Origin of the sequence: Oceaniglobus trochenteri (assembly GCF_020529025.1) — a bacterium.
In the GTDB taxonomy this organism is placed as follows: Bacteria; Pseudomonadota; Alphaproteobacteria; order Rhodobacterales; family Rhodobacteraceae; genus Oceaniglobus; species Oceaniglobus trochenteri.
Map to the genome: position 1 here is coordinate 79,719 of NZ_JACNMM010000010.1, position 14,982 is coordinate 94,700.

Below are 14,982 nucleotides of genomic sequence, written 5' to 3' on the forward strand. Positions count from 1 at the left end.
TCCGGGGACAAGTTGCGCCTGAGGCTGACTTAGTCACTCTGCCCGGTCTTTGGAACCGATTTCTTGCCGCCCAGATCGCGCATCAGGCGGGGCAGTCGGCGGCTGGCCTTGTACATTTCCACATGCTGATCCATCCGCACCGCTGGATAGCCCATCATTACCCGGCCAGAAGGCACGTTCGACAGGATCTTGGTGCCGCCGGTCGAAATCACGTCGTCACCGATGAAGATGTTGTCGGCCACGCCGCTTTGCCCGCCAAAGACACAGCGGTCGCCCACGGTGGTGCTTCCGGCGATACCCGTCTGTGCGGCCAGAAGGCAGTCGCGCCCCAGGATCACGTTGTGGGCCAGGTGGCATAGGTTGTCGATCTTGCAGCCGTCTCCCACCTCGGTATCGCGGATGGTGCCCCGGTCGATGCAGGCATTGGCGCCAAGTTCGACATCGTCTCCGATTTTCACCGACCCCAGCGAATGGATGCGCGTCCAGCTCTGCTCGAGGATCTCGCCCTGGTCGCCCAGGGAATGGCGCGCCCGTTCCACCCCCGAGGTCTGGGGCGTGACAAAGGACAGGCCGTCGGCACCGATCACCGCACCGGGTTGGGCGATGAAACGGTCGCCGATGACGATCCGCGCGCCGATCCGCACGCCCGACAGGATCATCGCGTCGGCCCCGATGCGGCTGTCGTTTTCGATGCTGACATGCGCGGCGATGCGCGCGCGTGGCCCGATCCGTACGTTTGCGCCCACCACGACCAGCGGGCCGATGGCCGCGCCCTCGGCGATCTGCGCCGAAGGGTCGATCACCGCGCTCGGGTGGATGCCCGGCGCGATCCGGGGGCCCGGGTCCATCATCCGGGTCAGATGCGCCATGGCATAGCGCGGGCGCGGCACGACAAGGGCGGCTTTCAGGCCCATGGCCTGCCAATCAGCCCCTTCCCACAGGATGGCGGCCTGCGCCTGGCCCTGCGATAGCCCCTCGGCATATTTCGGCTGCATCGCCAGCGCCAAGTCGCCGGGTCCGGCCGTGGCCGGTTCGGCCGCGCCGGTGATTTCAAGGTCAAGGGCGCCGAAGGCTTTCGCCTCCAGCGTCTCTGCAATCTGTCTGATCGTGAATGCCATGTGATGCCCCCTGAATACGGGGCAACACTTAGCTGCCGATCTGCGGCATTTCCACCCCGGCCGCACGCAGCGCGTTCAGGATCTTCGCGTCACGTCCATAGACATCGCCCCGATACTCCATCCCGCCGGTCGGCTTGGTATAGGCGGTGCGATAGACCAGGTGCACGGGCACCGGCTGTTCGAGGTTCACGCGCGTCTCGGCGCCCGAGCGCAGGTACCGCTGGAATTCGCCAACCGGATCCTCGGTCTGCTTGGCCAGAAGAGCATAGCCGAAATCGAAGGGGTCGTTCAGACGGATACAGCCATGGCTGAAGGCGCGGCGTTCGCGCGAAAACAGGTTTTTCGCAGGCGTATCATGTAGATAGATATTGTACTTGTTCGGGAACATGAACTTGACCAGCCCCAGGGCGTTGCTGTTGCTGGGGGGCTGGCGCATGGAGAACGGGAAGGTGCGCGCGGTGTACTGGCCAAATCCCCGGCCACGGTTCACCTCGCGCCCGCGGCTGTCGGTGATCTTCAGATAGCTCAGCGCATAGGGGTTGCGCCGCAGCACCGGAAGGTATTCGTTCACCACGATGGAACGCGGGATGTACCAGCTGGGGTTGATGACCATGTGGGTCATCGAATCCGAGAACTCGGGCGTCTTGCGGTCGCTGACATCCTTGCCGATCACGCTGCGGGTTTCGAAGGTGACTTCGCCATCGTCGATGATCTTGGCGCGGAAATCGGTCAGGTTCACCCAGATGTGGCGCTTTCCCCGCTCGATGTTCATCCAGCGTTCGCGCTCCAGCGAAACAAGGATCTGGCCCAGCCGGGTTTCGGGGGCGACGTTGATCTCGCGGATGGTCGAGCTTCCGGCGACGCCGTCATCGGTCAGCCCGTTGTCGCGCTGAAACTGGGCCACGGCCTTCTGCATCTCGTCATCATAGACGCGGGTGGCGCTGCGCCGCAGATAGCCCTGGGCGATCAGGCGGTCGCGCAGGGCCACCACCTCGGCTCCGGTGGCGCCGGGTTTCAGCGAACCGGCACTGACGCGGGGGCCCCAGCCGCCCTGCCCGATCTGGCGCTGAATCTGCATCTTCTCGCGAATCAAGCGGGTGTATTCGGGCGAACGCGGGGTCAGCCCCCGAAGGTAGGCCAGCGGCAGGCTTTTCTCGAAGTCGTGCAGGGTTTGCAGCCGGTCGCGCAACGGCACCTCGCGCTTGATGCCGCTGTCCACTTGCGACGGGGTAAGAACGCCGGTGTTCAGGTCGCGCGCATAGCGCAGGAACATGCGGCTCATCTCGACCTCGATACGCCCGCGGTCGCGGGTGCTGCGCGCCGATGCCAGCAAGGCACGCACCGCATCGGGGCGGTAGCGGTCGGCGGGTAGCCCATGATCGACTGCCATTTCAATGACTTGCAAGAAGGCAGCACGGCGCTTCAGATCGTCTTCGCCATCGCCCACCCAGATCGGCTCGTACCCGTTTTCGCGATAGAAGGCGGAAATCGCTTCATCCTGGGCGGCCGATTCGGCGATCGCCTGCTTGAAAGCGGTCACCTGCGTGGCGGCGGCAACGGGAAGCGGGCCCAGCACCCCCGCCGACAGCAGCGCCGCGGTGGCCAGCGATCGAAACCGGGTCAGAGGGGCAGTCATCGAGGGTATTGGCACGTCATCAAACTCCGAAAGATAAAAAGCAACGTCATTGCACAGGTTTAGAACCCATAGCCGAAGTCAGGTTCGCCAGCAATTCCAACCCTGTCCATTCACGTTTGCGACAGGGCTGGATTTTTCCCCGACCGGGCATCGAGCGATGAAATCGGCAAATTGGGGCAATGAGAAGGCGCGTTAAGCAAATTTTTGCCGATCTGGGGTAAACCGGACACAGAATGGAACCTTCCGCCTTGGTCCGACGGGCGAGCCATGTCATAGAGGCTCTGCAACCTGGGGGACGAGGTGGCAAAAAATGCCGCAAAGGCGGCAGACAGGTAAGAACGGGACAATAGTAATCAATGACTGATACAAGCTCGAAGGGCCTGACCAGGCGTGCATTGCTGGGGGCCTTCGCCGCAACAACCGTGGCTGCGGCTCCGACCTATTCCAACGCTTTCGGCTTCCTGCGTGGTGGTGGCGACATCCGCCGTCTGAAGATGTATTCAGGCCGGACCGGCGAAAGCATCGACATGATCTACTGGATCGAGGGCAACTACATCAAGGACGCCCTGACCGAGATCACGCATTTCATGCGCGACTGGCGGAACAACAAGGCCCTGAACATCGACGCGCGTACCGTCGACATCATGACCGCCGCGCACAACCTGATGGATACGTCCGAACCCTACATGCTGTTGTCGGGCTATCGGTCGCCGGAAACCAACGCGATGCTGCGCAGCCGGTCCTCGGGCGTGGCCAAGAATTCGCTGCACCTGCGCGGCCAGGCCGCCGATCTGCGGTTGCAATCGCGCTCCGTCAACCAGATGGCACGCGCTGCTGCGGCCTGTGCGGCCGGCGGTGTCGGGCGCTATTCCCGGTCGGATTTCGTCCATATGGATTGCGGCGCCGTCCGGTCCTGGGGCAGCTGATCGTCTGACTGATGTGGTGGCCCGTGCCGCCATCTGAAATTCCGTTCGCCTTAGGCGGCTGCATCACGCAGTCGCCTTTTTTGATTGCTACGCTGACAACTCTGAAAGGCGCATCGGGTTCCACAGGCGCATGAAAAAACCGCCCGACGCCATGCCGGGCGGCCTGATAAGGCAGAAGCGTGGCAAACTCAGCCGAAAGCGTCGGGCATCGAGGCCTTTCTTTCCGCCACATAGGCATCAAGCGATTCGGCAATTGCCGGATCAAGCGGCGGCTGAACGTAGTCACCCAACAGCTTCTGCACTCGAAGGGCCGCCAGCGCCTGGGTGTCGCGCGCGCCTTCCTCGTCCCATGTCTCGAAAGGTTTGTAGTCGAACATCTCCGAGCGCCAGAAGGCGGCCTTGAAATTGTTCTGGGTATGCGCGCAGCCCAGGTAATGCCCCCCCGGTCCCACCTCGGCGATGGCATCCATGGCCTGACCGTTTTCGGTAATGTCGACGCCCCGCGCCAACCCGTGCAGGGCGCCAAGCTGATCGGCATCCATGACGAACTTCTCGTATGACGACACAAGCCCGCCCTCCAGCCACCCACAGGCATGAAGCATGAAGTTCACCCCCGACAACAACCCCATGTTCAGCGAGTTCGAAGTCTCATAGGCCGCCTGCGCATCGGGCAGCTTGCTGCCGCAGAACGACCCGGCCGAGCGGTACGGAAGGCCAAGGCGGCGCACCAACTGCCCCGCGCCATAGGTGATCTGTGCCGCCTCGGGCGTGCCGAAGGTGGGCGCGCCGCTATTCATGTCGATGCTGGTGACGAAGGCCCCCGCCACCACCGGCGCACCGGGGCGCACCAATTGCGAATAGGCGACGCCCGCCAGGATCTCGGCCAGAACCTGGGTCAGCGTGCCCGCCACCGACACCGGCGCCATGGCCCCGCCGACAATGAAGGGCGACACGATGCAGGCCTGGTTTGCGGCGGCGTAGACCTCAAGCGCGCCCATCATCGTCGCATCGAATGTCAGGGGCGAGTTGATGTTGATGAGCGAGGTCATCACCGTGTTGGCACCCACGAAATCGGCACCAAACAGCAGCTTGCACATCTCGACGGAATCCCGCGCGCGCACGGGCTCGGTCACCGACCCCATGAAGGGCTTGTCCGAAAGCACCATGTGGGCCTGCAGCATATCCAGGTGACGCTTGTTCACCGCAACGTCCGTCGGCTCGCAAACCGTACCGCCGGAATGGTGCAGCCACTTGGACATATAGCCCAGCTTCACGAAGTTGCGGAAATCCTCCATCGTGGCATAGCGCCGCCCGCCGCTGGCATCGCGCACGAAGGGCGGCCCATAGACCGGCGCCAACACCAGGTTGCGCCCTCCGATCTCGACGTTGCGCGCCGGGTTGCGGGCATGCTGGGTAAAGGTGGCAGGCGCGGTTTCGCACAGCTTGCGGGCCAGGCCGCGAGGGATGCGCACCCGCTCGCCGTCGATCTCGGCGCCCGCGTTGCGCCAGCGCTCCAGTGCGGCGGGGTTCTCGGGGAAATTCACGCCGATCTCGGCCAAGACCGTTTCGGCGTTACGCTCGATCAGCTCGATCGCCTCGGCGTTCAGAATCTCGAAGTTCGGAATGTTGCGCTCGATGAAGCGGGCGGATTCGATCCTGACGGCGGTCCGCTCGGCGCGTCGTGCTGCTCCGCCACCGCCCCTGGCCCGTCGGGGTGCTGCTGTTTCGGACATCGTGATACTCCCCGTGTGTCTGACATGGATGTAACCCCTCGCCCGGCCCCGTCAGCGCCGGTTTTCGCCCCATCCGGGCCAATAGCGACCTTGCCGTTTCTTCTTTGCAGAAATACTCAAATCCGCCGCTGCGCCACGCGCCATCTTGCGCAAGGGCGCGCCCTGCCATATCCCGCTTGCCATGACCGATATATCCCACGAACGCCTACTCATCATCGACTTCGGAAGCCAGGTGACCCAGCTTATCGCGCGGCGTCTGCGTGAACTGAATGTCTATTGCGAAATCCACCCGTTCCAGAACGTGAGCGAGGCGTTCCTGGCCGACTTCGCGCCACGGGCCGTCATCCTCTCGGGGGGGCCGGCCAGCGTGATCGACGCCGATTCTCCGCGCCCGCCCGCCGGCGTGTTCGAACTGGGCGTGCCGGTTCTGGGCATCTGTTACGGTCAGCAGGTGATGATGCAGATGCTGGGCGGCGAGGTGCTGCGCGGTCATGGCACGGCGGAATTCGGGCGCGCCTGGGTCACGCCCACCGATCACAAGACCGACCTTCTGACCGGCTGGTTCCTCGAGAACCGCGAACAGGTCTGGATGAGCCATGGCGATCATGTTGCCAAGATCGCCCCCGGATTCGGGGTTTCGGCCACCTCGCCCAATGCCCCCTTCGCGGTGATCTCCGACACCGAACGGCGGTTTTACGCGGTGCAGTTCCACCCCGAGGTGCACCACACCCCCAACGGCAAGACGCTGCTTGAGAATTTCGTCAAGATCGCCGGGTTTTCCGGCGACTGGACCATGGGCGCCTACCGCGAACAGGCGGTGCAGGCGATCCGCGACCAGGTGGGCGACGCCAAGGTGATCTGCGCGCTGTCGGGCGGAGTGGATTCCTCGGTCGCGGCCGTGCTGATCCACGAGGCGATCGGCGAACAGCTGACTTGCGTCTATGTCGATCATGGCCTTATGCGCGAGGGTGAATCCGAACAGGTCGTCGGCATGTTCCGCGAACATTACAACCTGCCCCTGATCCACGCCGATGAAAGCGATCTGTTCCTGGGTGAACTTGACGGTGTAAGCGACCCGGAAACCAAGAGAAAAATCATCGGCCGCCTCTTCATCGACGTGTTCCAGAAACATGCTGATGCCATCGGCGGCGCCCAGTTCCTGGCCCAGGGAACGCTGTACCCCGACGTCATCGAATCGGTCAGCTTTTCCGGCGGCCCCTCCGTCACGATCAAGAGCCACCACAACGTCGGCGGTCTGCCCGAGAAGATGGGCATGAAGCTCGTCGAACCCCTGCGCGAACTGTTCAAGGACGAGGTGCGCGCCCTGGGTCGCGAGCTTGGCCTGCCCGACAGCTTCATCGGCCGCCACCCCTTCCCCGGACCCGGCCTTGCCATCCGCTGCCCCGGAGAGATCACCCGCGAAAAGCTGGCGATCCTGCGCCGCGCCGATGCCGTCTATATCGACCAGATCCGCAAGCACGGGCTGTACGATGAGATCTGGCAGGCCTTCGTCGCCATCCTGCCCGTGCGCACCGTCGGCGTCATGGGCGATGGGCGCACCTATGATTTTGCCTGCGCCCTGCGCGCGGTGACCTCGGTCGATGGCATGACGGCCGATTATTACCCCTTTACCCATGATTTCCTGGGCGAAACGGCCACCCGCATCATCAACGAGGTGCCGGGCATCAACCGCGTCACCTATGACATCACGTCAAAGCCCCCGGGCACCATCGAATGGGAATAGGCGCGGCCATTTCGCCGCGCCCCCTGTCCGACCCACAACCGTTCAAGGCGGCGCTCTGGATGGCGGGGGCCATCGCCTCGTTCTCGACGATGGCGGTGGCCGGGCGATCCCTCTCGTCCGAACTTGATACCTTCGAGATCATGCTCTTCCGCTCGATCGTCGGCTTCATCCTGGTGCTGTCGGTCGCGGGTCTTGCCGGCACCCTGCGCCAGGTGGAAACCCGGCGCCTGCGCCTACACATCCTGCGCAACATTTTCCATTTCACCGGCCATAACCTGTGGTTCTTCGCGATAACCGTGGCGCCCCTGGCCCAGGTCTTCGCGATCGAGTTTTCGTCGCCCATCTGGGTTGCCCTGGCCGCGCCCTTCTTCCTGGCCGAGCGGCTGACGCGCATCCGGCTGCTGACCGCCTTCCTCGGCTTCATCGGCATCCTGATCGTGGCGCGCCCCTCGCTGAGCACGGTCGATCCCGGTCTCCTGGCCGCTGCCCTGGCCGCCATCGGGTTTGCCTCCACCAACATCATCACCAAGATCCTGACCCGCGACCAGACGATCACATGCATCCTGTTCTGGCTGACGGGTATCCAGACGATTCTGGGCCTTCTTTGCGCGGGTATCGACGGGGATATCGCTATACCTTCGGTTGAACTCTGGCCCTGGGTTCTGCTGGTGGGGCTTGCGGGCCTTCTTGCGCATTTCTGTCTGACCAAGGCGCTTTCCGTGGCCCCGGCCACCATCGTGATGCCTTTCGATTTCCTGCGCCTGCCGGTCATCGCCATCGTCGGAATGCTGATTTATGGTGAAAGTCTGGATATTTACGTGCTGATCGGGGCCGTCATCATCTTCGGTGCCAACTACCTGAATATCTGGACCGAAAAAAAGCGGCACAAAAGTAACGGTTCTTAACCGATAAATTACTGACGCCGCGTCAAGAATTGACCCGTGGCGCGCTCTGCTCAAAGTAGTATGCGACAGATCAACGCATCGGGGGGAGTATCGATGATGAACAAATTCATGTTGGCCGGACTGGCCGGAGCAATGACCGCAGGTGTCGCCCATGCCGGCGCCGTGGACCGTTCCGGGCAATCCGTCGCCGTCATCTTCGAACCCGGCAACTACTTCGAAGCCAGCTTCGGCAGCGTGTCGCCCAAGGTCAGCGGTGTCGGCACCGCCTTTAGCCCCACCCCGGGTGGCAGCTCGGGCAACATGACCGAATCCTATACCCAGATCGGCACCGCCTATAAGCACGACTTCGGCAATGGCCTGGCCGCCGCGCTGATCTTCGATCAGCCCTTCGGCGCCGATGTGAACTATCCCGCGACCCAGCCCTATTTCGCGCGCGGATCGGTTGCCGAACTTTCGGCCGATGCCCTGACGGCGGTGGTGAAATACAAGTTCGCCTCGAACGTCAGCCTCTATGGCGGTCTGCGCTATCAGACCTTCAGCGCCGATGCGACGATCCCCTTCGTCACCGCAGGTCCGGGCACGCCGGGCGTCGTGAACCCCGGTGCCGTCTACACCGCCAAGGCCGACAAGGACGAAGGCTTCGGCTATCTGCTGGGCGTCGCCTATGAAAAGCCGGAAGTCGCGCTGCGTGTCGCGCTGACCTACAATTCGAAGATCAAGCATTCGCTGGCCACCAGCGAAACCTCGGCCTTCGGCGGCCCGGTCAACACCACGACCGAAATCGAAACGCCCCAGTCCGTGAACCTTGAATTCCAGACCGGCGTTGCCAAGGATACCCTGGTCTTCGGTTCGGTCCGCTGGGTCAACTGGAGCGATTTCGACATCACGCCCGTCGTCTATCAGGGCCTGACCGGCAACTCGCTCGTCAGCTATGCCAAGGATATCTACACTCTGAACCTGGGTGTGGGCCGCAAGCTGAACGAAAACTGGTCGGTCGCCGCCAGCGTCGGCTATGAAGAGCAGCAGGGCGGTTTCTCGTCCAACCTCGGCCCGACCGACGGCAACGTCTCGTTCGGCCTGGGCGCGACCTATACCCAGGACCGCATCAAGGTGACCGGCGGCATCCGCTATGTCGACATCGGCAATGCCCAGACCACTCTGGGTGGCGGTGTTGCAGCCTCCGAGTTCAGCTCGAACCACGCCGTCGGCTTTGGCCTGAAGGTCGGCTATACCTTCTGATCCGCCCAAAGGGTGAAAACGAACCGGCCCCGGACCATGCGTCCGGGGCCTTTTTCATGTCTGGCGCACTGTCTTGCCGCAGGAATCGGATCGTGTGGCGAACCGCCCGCTGCTAGGACAGTGCGATGTCAGATCAACGCAGCCTTTCCCCCCGCGCCTGGAGCGAGCTTTTGCTCCTTTCCCTCATCTGGGGCGCCTCGTTCCTTTCGATCCGCGTGGCGCTGGATGAGATCGGCGTTGCCACCACCGTTGCCCACCGGGTCGGCTGGGCGGCGCTGATCCTTTGGGCGGTCGTCGCGTTCCGCCGCCTTCCCCTGCCGCGTGATCCCCGCATCTGGGGCGCCTTCCTGGTGATGGGTGTGCTGAACAACGTGATTCCCTTTTCGCTCATGGCCTGGGGGCAGTTGCATATCGAAACCGGCCTCACCTCGATCCTGAATGCGGCGACGGCCATCTTCGGGGTGCTGGTCGCCGCGCTGGTCTTTGCCGACGAACGCCTGACGTTGCGCCGGATGATCGGCGTTTCGCTTGGTTTTCTCGGGGTGGCCACGGCCATCGGGCTGGATGCGCTGGCCGGGTTCGACCTTCGGTCGCTGGCGCAACTGGCGGTGCTGGGCGGCACGCTCAGCTATGCCTTTGCCGGGGCCTGGGCGCGGCGCATGCTGGGCGGGCTGCGCCCCGAGGTGGCCGCCGTCGGCACGCTTACCGGTTCGGCCGTCGTGATGATCCCGGCGGCCTGGATGATCGACGGGCCCATCACCCTGGATCTTCGGCCGCGCACCATGCTGGCCATCGCCTATTACGCGGCAATCGCGACGGCACTGGCCTATCTGCTGTATTACCGCGTGCTGGCCATGGCGGGTGTGGGCAACCTGCTGCTGTGCACCCTGCTGATTCCGCCGGTCGCCATCGTTCTGGGGGTGCTGGTGCGCGGTGAAGCCCTGCATCCGGGCGCCTACCTGGGCTTTGCGCTTCTGGCGATCGGCCTGCTGATCCTCAACGGGCATCCTCGCCGGCGCATTCGCCCTCTACCAAATTCCCGGCGGGCAGGATAAGACCGCCGGAAAACGCCCGGAGGTGCAATGCTTTATCCCACCGCTGAAGACTGGAACGCCGCCCCGGGCAAACGGGTGATGCTGTTCGGCATGTCGGGCCTGGGCAAGACCCATGTCGCCAACATGCTGCGCGAGGGGGGCGGCTGGTTTCACTATTCCATCGATTACCGCATCGGCACCCGCTACATGGGCGAACATATCGCCGACAATTTCAAACGCGAGGCCATGAAGGTGCCGCTTTTGCGCGAACTGCTGCTGAGCGACAGCATCTATGTCGCCTCGAACATCACCTTCGACAACCTTGCGCCCCTGTCCACCTACCTTGGCAAACCGGGCAACCCCGACAAAGGCGGCCTGCCCTTCGACGAATACATGCGCCGCCAGGCCCTTCACCGCGAGGCGGAAACCGCTGCCCTGCTGGACACGGGCCATTTCATTGACCGGGCGCACGGGCTTTACGGTTACGACAATTTCGTCTGCGACACCGGCGGTTCGATCTGCGAGGTGGTCAACCCCGAAGATCCGGGCGATCCGGTGATGGCGGCGCTGGCGGCGCAGGTTCTGCCGGTCTGGATCGAAGGGTCCGAGGCCCATACCGCCGAACTGATCCGCCGCTTCGATCGGGCGCCAAAGCCGATGTATTATCATCCCGATTTCCTGTCGGGCTGCTGGGCGGAATACCTTTCTGAAAACAAGGTGGAAGAGGGCGAAGTTAACCCAGATGCCTTTGTGCGCTGGACCTATGCCCGTGCCCTGGCCCACCGCCAGCCCCGCTATCGCGCGATGGCCCGGAACTGGGGTGTCAGCGTCACCGCCGAAGAGGTTTCGGCCCTGCGCGGCCCCGATGACTTCAACGCCCTGATCGCCGCGGCGATCGCCAGAACACCTTCCCGCGACGAGGGTTGAGAGACCGCCCGCCGCCCCCTATCTGACCAACGCCATCAAAGGAACATCGTCATGCCCATCAAACTGCCCTCCGACCTGCCGGCCTTCAGCGTGCTGAAGAACGAGGGCGTGATGGTGATGGACGAAACCGATGCCGCCCGTCAGGACATCCGCCCGCTGCGCATCGCCCTGCTGAACCTGATGCCCAAGAAGATACAGACGGAGAACCAGTTCGCCCGCCTGATCGGTTCGACGCCGCTGCAGATCGACCTGCACCTGATCCGCATGTCCGAACACCAGACCAGGAACACCGCCGCCGAACACATGGAGAATTTCTATCGCCCCTTCCAGGAGGCCAAGCACGAGAAATTCGACGGGTTGATCATCACCGGCGCCCCCATCGAACACCTGCCCTTCGAACAGGTCACCTACTGGGATGAACTGCGCGAGGTCATGGACTGGACCCAGACCAACGTGCATTCCACCTTCGGCGTCTGCTGGGGCGGGATGGCGATGATCAATCATTTTCACGGCGTGCAGAAACACATCCTCCCCGCCAAGGCCTTTGGCTGTTTCCGCCACACCAACCTTGCGCCGACATCGCCCTATCTGAACGGGTTTTCCGACGATTGCGTGATCCCCGTCAGCCGCTGGACGGAGATGCTGCAATCCGAGATCAGCGCCGCCCCCGGCCTGACCACCCTTCTGGCCAGCGATCAGGTGGGCCCCTGCCTTGTGGAAGATCCGGCGCATCGCGCGCTCTATATCTTCAATCATTTCGAATACGACAGCGACACCCTGAAACAGGAATACGATCGCGACGTGGCCGACGGCACGCCGGTTAACGTGCCCGACAACTATTATCCCGGGAACGATCCGGCGCAGAAGCCGTTGAACCGTTGGAGAAGCCACGCCCACCTTCTCTATGGCAATTGGCTCAACCAGATATATCAGACCACGCATTATGACATTTCCCAGATTGGCAGTTAGTCTCGTCGCCGCCGCAGCCCTTGCCGGGTGCGGCGTCTTTGTCGATGACCGCGCCGACCGCCGCGAAGCGCTGGCCGAGGAACAATATCCCCCAGAAGGCCGGTTCGTGACCGTCGAAGGGCGCCGGGTGCACTATGTCGAGGCCGGGCAAGGCCCCGACCTGATCCTGATCCACGGTGCCAGCGGCAGCACCCGCGATTTCAGCTTCCGGTTCATCGACCGCGTGAAAGACCGCTATCACGTCATCGCCTTCGACCGGCCCGGCCTTGGCTATACCGATCGGATCTCCGAGGCCTTCAGCGGCGCCACCAACACCGCCGCCGAAAGCCCCCGCCAACAGGCCGCCTTCCTGAAGGCCGCCGCCGACAAGCTGGGCGTGCAGCGTCCCATCGTCCTGGGCCATTCCTACGGTGGCGCGGTGGCGCTGGCCTGGGGGCTTGATCATGATCCGGCGGCGCTTGTGGTGGTCTCGGCGGCCTCCAACCCCTGGCCTGGCGGGCTTGGCGCGCTTTACAACATCGCATCCTCGGCGTTCGGCGGGGCCGCCATCGTGCCGCTCATCACCGCCTTCGCGCCCACCGGCCAGGTCAAAAGCACGATCGAGTCGATCTTCGAACCGCAGGAACCACCCCCCGGCTATGCCGAATATGTCGGCCCCGGCCTGACCCTGCGCCGTGCCAGCTTTCGCGCCAACGCCCGGCAGGTCAATTCCCTGCGCCCCCATGTGGTGGAAATGTCCAAACACTACGGTGACCTGACCATGCCGGTCGAAATCCTGCACGGCACCGCCGATGACATTGTGCCGCTGGATATCCACTCCGAGCCGCTGTCCCGCCAGGTGCCCGGCGCCACCCTGACCCGGCTTGAGGGCATCGGCCACATGCCCCATCACGTCGTGCCCGACGCGGTAACCGACGCCATCGACCGCGCCGCAAAGCGCGCCGGATTGCGCTAGGGCGCAGCCCGCAATACTGTCGGGCGACATCAACAGGAGACAGCCATGCCCCTGCCCTTCGACGGCGCCATCAGCCAGTATTTCGAGATCGAGGCGCCCGAACCGGTGCGGGATGTGATCCGTTCCAGCAGCAAGAAAGACATGCTGGACCCGAACTTCCCCTATGACCGGAAGATGGACAGCGACACCTACGACGAAACCATGGAACGGCTGCAACTGAACCTCGTGCGCCTTCAGGCCGATGTGAAGGCCACCGGCAAGCGCATCGCCGTGGTGTTCGAAGGCCGCGACGCGGCCGGAAAAGGCGGCGCAATCAAGAGGTTCCGCGAAAATCTTAACCCACGCGTTGCCCATGTCGCCGCCCTGCCCAAACCCACCGAACGCGAGATGAGCGAATGGTACTTCCAACGCTACATCCACCACCTGCCCGCGGCGGGTGAAATCGTGCTGTTCGACCGTTCGTGGTACAACCGCGGCGTGGTCGAACATGTCTTCGGCTTCTGCACCCCGGAGCAGCGCGAAAGGTTCTTCCAGCAGGTGGATGAATTCGAACACATGCTGGTCAACGACGGCATCATCCTGGTCAAGCTCTGGCTCAACGTCGGACGGGCCGAACAGCTGCGCCGTTTCCTGAAACGCGAACGCGACCCCCTGAAGCAATGGAAGCTCAGCTGGATCGACGTCGAGGGGCTGAAGCGCTGGGATGCCTATTCCGAGGCGATCACCGAAACGCTGGCGCGCAGCAACACCGCCAGCGCCCCCTGGACGGTCATCCGTGCCGACGACAAGAAACGCGCCCGCATCGCCAGCATTCAGGCCGTGCTGCAGAATATTGACTTCAAAGGAAAATCAGACGATCTTGGCGAACCCGACCCCAGAATTTCGGGCGGTCTAGAAAGTTGGAATGGCTAAACGCGGATATCACCACGGCAACCTGCGCCAGGCCCTTGTCGACTCAGCGCTCGAGCTGATCCGCGACAAGGGGCCCAACGGGTTCACCCTGTCCGAAGCGGCCAAGCAGGCCGGCGTTACCCCCGCCGCCGTCTATCGCCATTTCGAGGGCCGCGAAGACCTGATCGCCGAGGCCGCAACCCAAGGCTACGCCATCTTCGCCGATCTGATGCAATATGCGTATGACAGCGGCCAACCTTCGGACCTTGCCAGTTTCGAGGCGACGGGCCGCGCCTACCTCGCCTTCGCGCGCCGCTATCCGGGGCACTACGTCGCGATGTTCGAATCCGGCATCTCGGTGAACCGCACGCCGGAACTGGCGCGCACGGCCAACAAGGCCCAGGCGGTGCTGGAAAAGGCGGCCGTCAAACTGTCCGAACATATCCCCCCCGCCAAACGCCCCCCACCCCAGATGTTCAGCGCCCATATCTGGGCCATGTCCCACGGGGTGGTCGAACTCTTCGCGCGCGGCAGCCCCGGGCGCACCTCGCCCTTCCCGCCCGAAGACCTTCTGGAAACCGGCATCGGCATCTACCTGCGCGGCCTCGGCCTGATCCGGCCCGACAATTGACGCAGCCCGCACAGGACGCGCCGACCGCAATCGGAACGAGAAGTCATTCACCGAGGAAATATGGCGGACCCAAGAGGATTCGAACCTCTGGCCTCTGCCTTCGGAGCAATTAATCGTGGCCTATCCGAAATGCGCGACGCAGCACGCCACGGCACGCTAACATCTTAAAATCGCTTGTGTTTAAGTTCGCTCGTCGTCGAAACCAGTAGCCGCAACTACTCCGTAGCTTTCGCCCGACTGCTTACGTGGTGCTTACGCGGCTCAGTTGCTCTGA

The 14,982-nt window shown here is 63.3% G+C and carries 13 protein-coding genes; 10 read left to right on the forward strand and 3 right to left on the reverse strand.

The genetic code is table 11. The annotated features are described in order from the left end of the window. Nucleotides 1-29 precede the first annotated feature (29 nt). Both lpxD and H7828_RS17160 read right to left on the reverse strand, forming a co-directional pair. Nucleotides 30-1,118, reverse strand: coding sequence for a UDP-3-O-(3-hydroxymyristoyl)glucosamine N-acyltransferase (lpxD, locus tag H7828_RS17155; protein ID WP_226782293.1), 1,089 nt, complete (start codon nt 1,116-1,118; stop codon nt 30-32). Between the two features lie 28 nt (nt 1,119-1,146). Then, complete coding sequence (locus tag H7828_RS17160; RefSeq protein ID WP_226782294.1) at nt 1,147-2,754, reverse strand: L,D-transpeptidase family protein; 1,608 nt, start codon at nt 2,752-2,754, stop codon at nt 1,147-1,149. 356 nt (nt 2,755-3,110) lie between these two features. Here H7828_RS17160 and mepK point away from each other — a divergent pair, with 356 nt between their 5' ends. Then, a complete protein-coding gene (gene mepK / locus H7828_RS17165) occupies nt 3,111-3,680 on the forward strand; it encodes a peptidoglycan L,D-endopeptidase MepK (protein WP_226782295.1) in 570 nt (189 codons plus the stop codon). A 188-nt stretch (nt 3,681-3,868) separates the two neighbouring features. On the opposite strand, the gene H7828_RS17170 is transcribed toward mepK, so the two are convergent. Further along, entirely contained in the window at nt 3,869-5,413 is a 1,545-nt protein-coding gene (locus H7828_RS17170) for a trimethylamine methyltransferase family protein (RefSeq protein ID WP_226782296.1), read from the reverse strand. Nucleotides 5,414-5,594: 181 nt separating this feature from the next. On the opposite strand from H7828_RS17170, the gene guaA reads away from it, so the two are divergent. From guaA to H7828_RS17215, 9 genes are all read left to right on the forward strand, one after another. Next, on the forward strand, nt 5,595-7,157 hold the full coding sequence (gene guaA / locus H7828_RS17175; RefSeq protein ID WP_226782297.1) for a glutamine-hydrolyzing GMP synthase: 1,563 nt from the start codon (nt 5,595-5,597) through the stop codon (nt 7,155-7,157). Further along, nucleotides 7,148-8,062 (forward strand): DMT family transporter, encoded by a 915-nt coding sequence (locus H7828_RS17180; protein ID WP_226782298.1) that lies wholly within the window; start codon nt 7,148-7,150, stop codon nt 8,060-8,062. The genes guaA and H7828_RS17180 overlap by 10 nt, the downstream gene beginning before the upstream one ends. A gap of 93 nt (nt 8,063-8,155) precedes the next feature. Continuing rightward, on the forward strand, nt 8,156-9,301 hold the full coding sequence (locus H7828_RS17185) for an OmpP1/FadL family transporter (protein WP_342592305.1): 1,146 nt from the start codon (nt 8,156-8,158) through the stop codon (nt 9,299-9,301). A gap of 125 nt (nt 9,302-9,426) precedes the next feature. Continuing rightward, on the forward strand, nt 9,427-10,356 hold the full coding sequence (locus tag H7828_RS17190) for a DMT family transporter (RefSeq protein WP_226782299.1): 930 nt from the start codon (nt 9,427-9,429) through the stop codon (nt 10,354-10,356). 27 nt (nt 10,357-10,383) lie between these two features. Next, nucleotides 10,384-11,262: an ATPase gene (locus tag H7828_RS17195; RefSeq protein ID WP_226782300.1), complete on the forward strand. Its 879-nt coding sequence runs from the start codon at nt 10,384-10,386 to the stop codon at nt 11,260-11,262. 51 nt (nt 11,263-11,313) lie between these two features. Beyond that, nucleotides 11,314-12,231 carry a homoserine O-acetyltransferase MetA gene (gene metA / locus H7828_RS17200; protein WP_226782301.1) on the forward strand — a complete coding sequence of 306 codons (918 nt, stop codon included), beginning with the start codon at nt 11,314-11,316 and terminating at the stop codon, nt 12,229-12,231. Continuing rightward, on the forward strand, nt 12,206-13,186 hold the full coding sequence (locus tag H7828_RS17205) for an alpha/beta fold hydrolase (RefSeq protein WP_226782302.1): 981 nt from the start codon (nt 12,206-12,208) through the stop codon (nt 13,184-13,186). The genes metA and H7828_RS17205 overlap by 26 nt, the downstream gene beginning before the upstream one ends. 45 nt (nt 13,187-13,231) lie before the next feature. Continuing rightward, nucleotides 13,232-14,098 carry a polyphosphate kinase 2 gene (gene ppk2, locus H7828_RS17210; protein ID WP_226782303.1) on the forward strand — a complete coding sequence of 289 codons (867 nt, stop codon included), beginning with the start codon at nt 13,232-13,234 and terminating at the stop codon, nt 14,096-14,098. Beyond that, the gene (locus H7828_RS17215) at nt 14,091-14,708 is read left to right on the forward strand and encodes a TetR/AcrR family transcriptional regulator (protein ID WP_226782304.1); all 618 of its coding nucleotides are present in this window, start codon (nt 14,091-14,093) and stop codon (nt 14,706-14,708) included. The genes ppk2 and H7828_RS17215 overlap by 8 nt, the downstream gene beginning before the upstream one ends. The last annotated feature ends 274 nt before the right edge of the window (nt 14,709-14,982 follow it).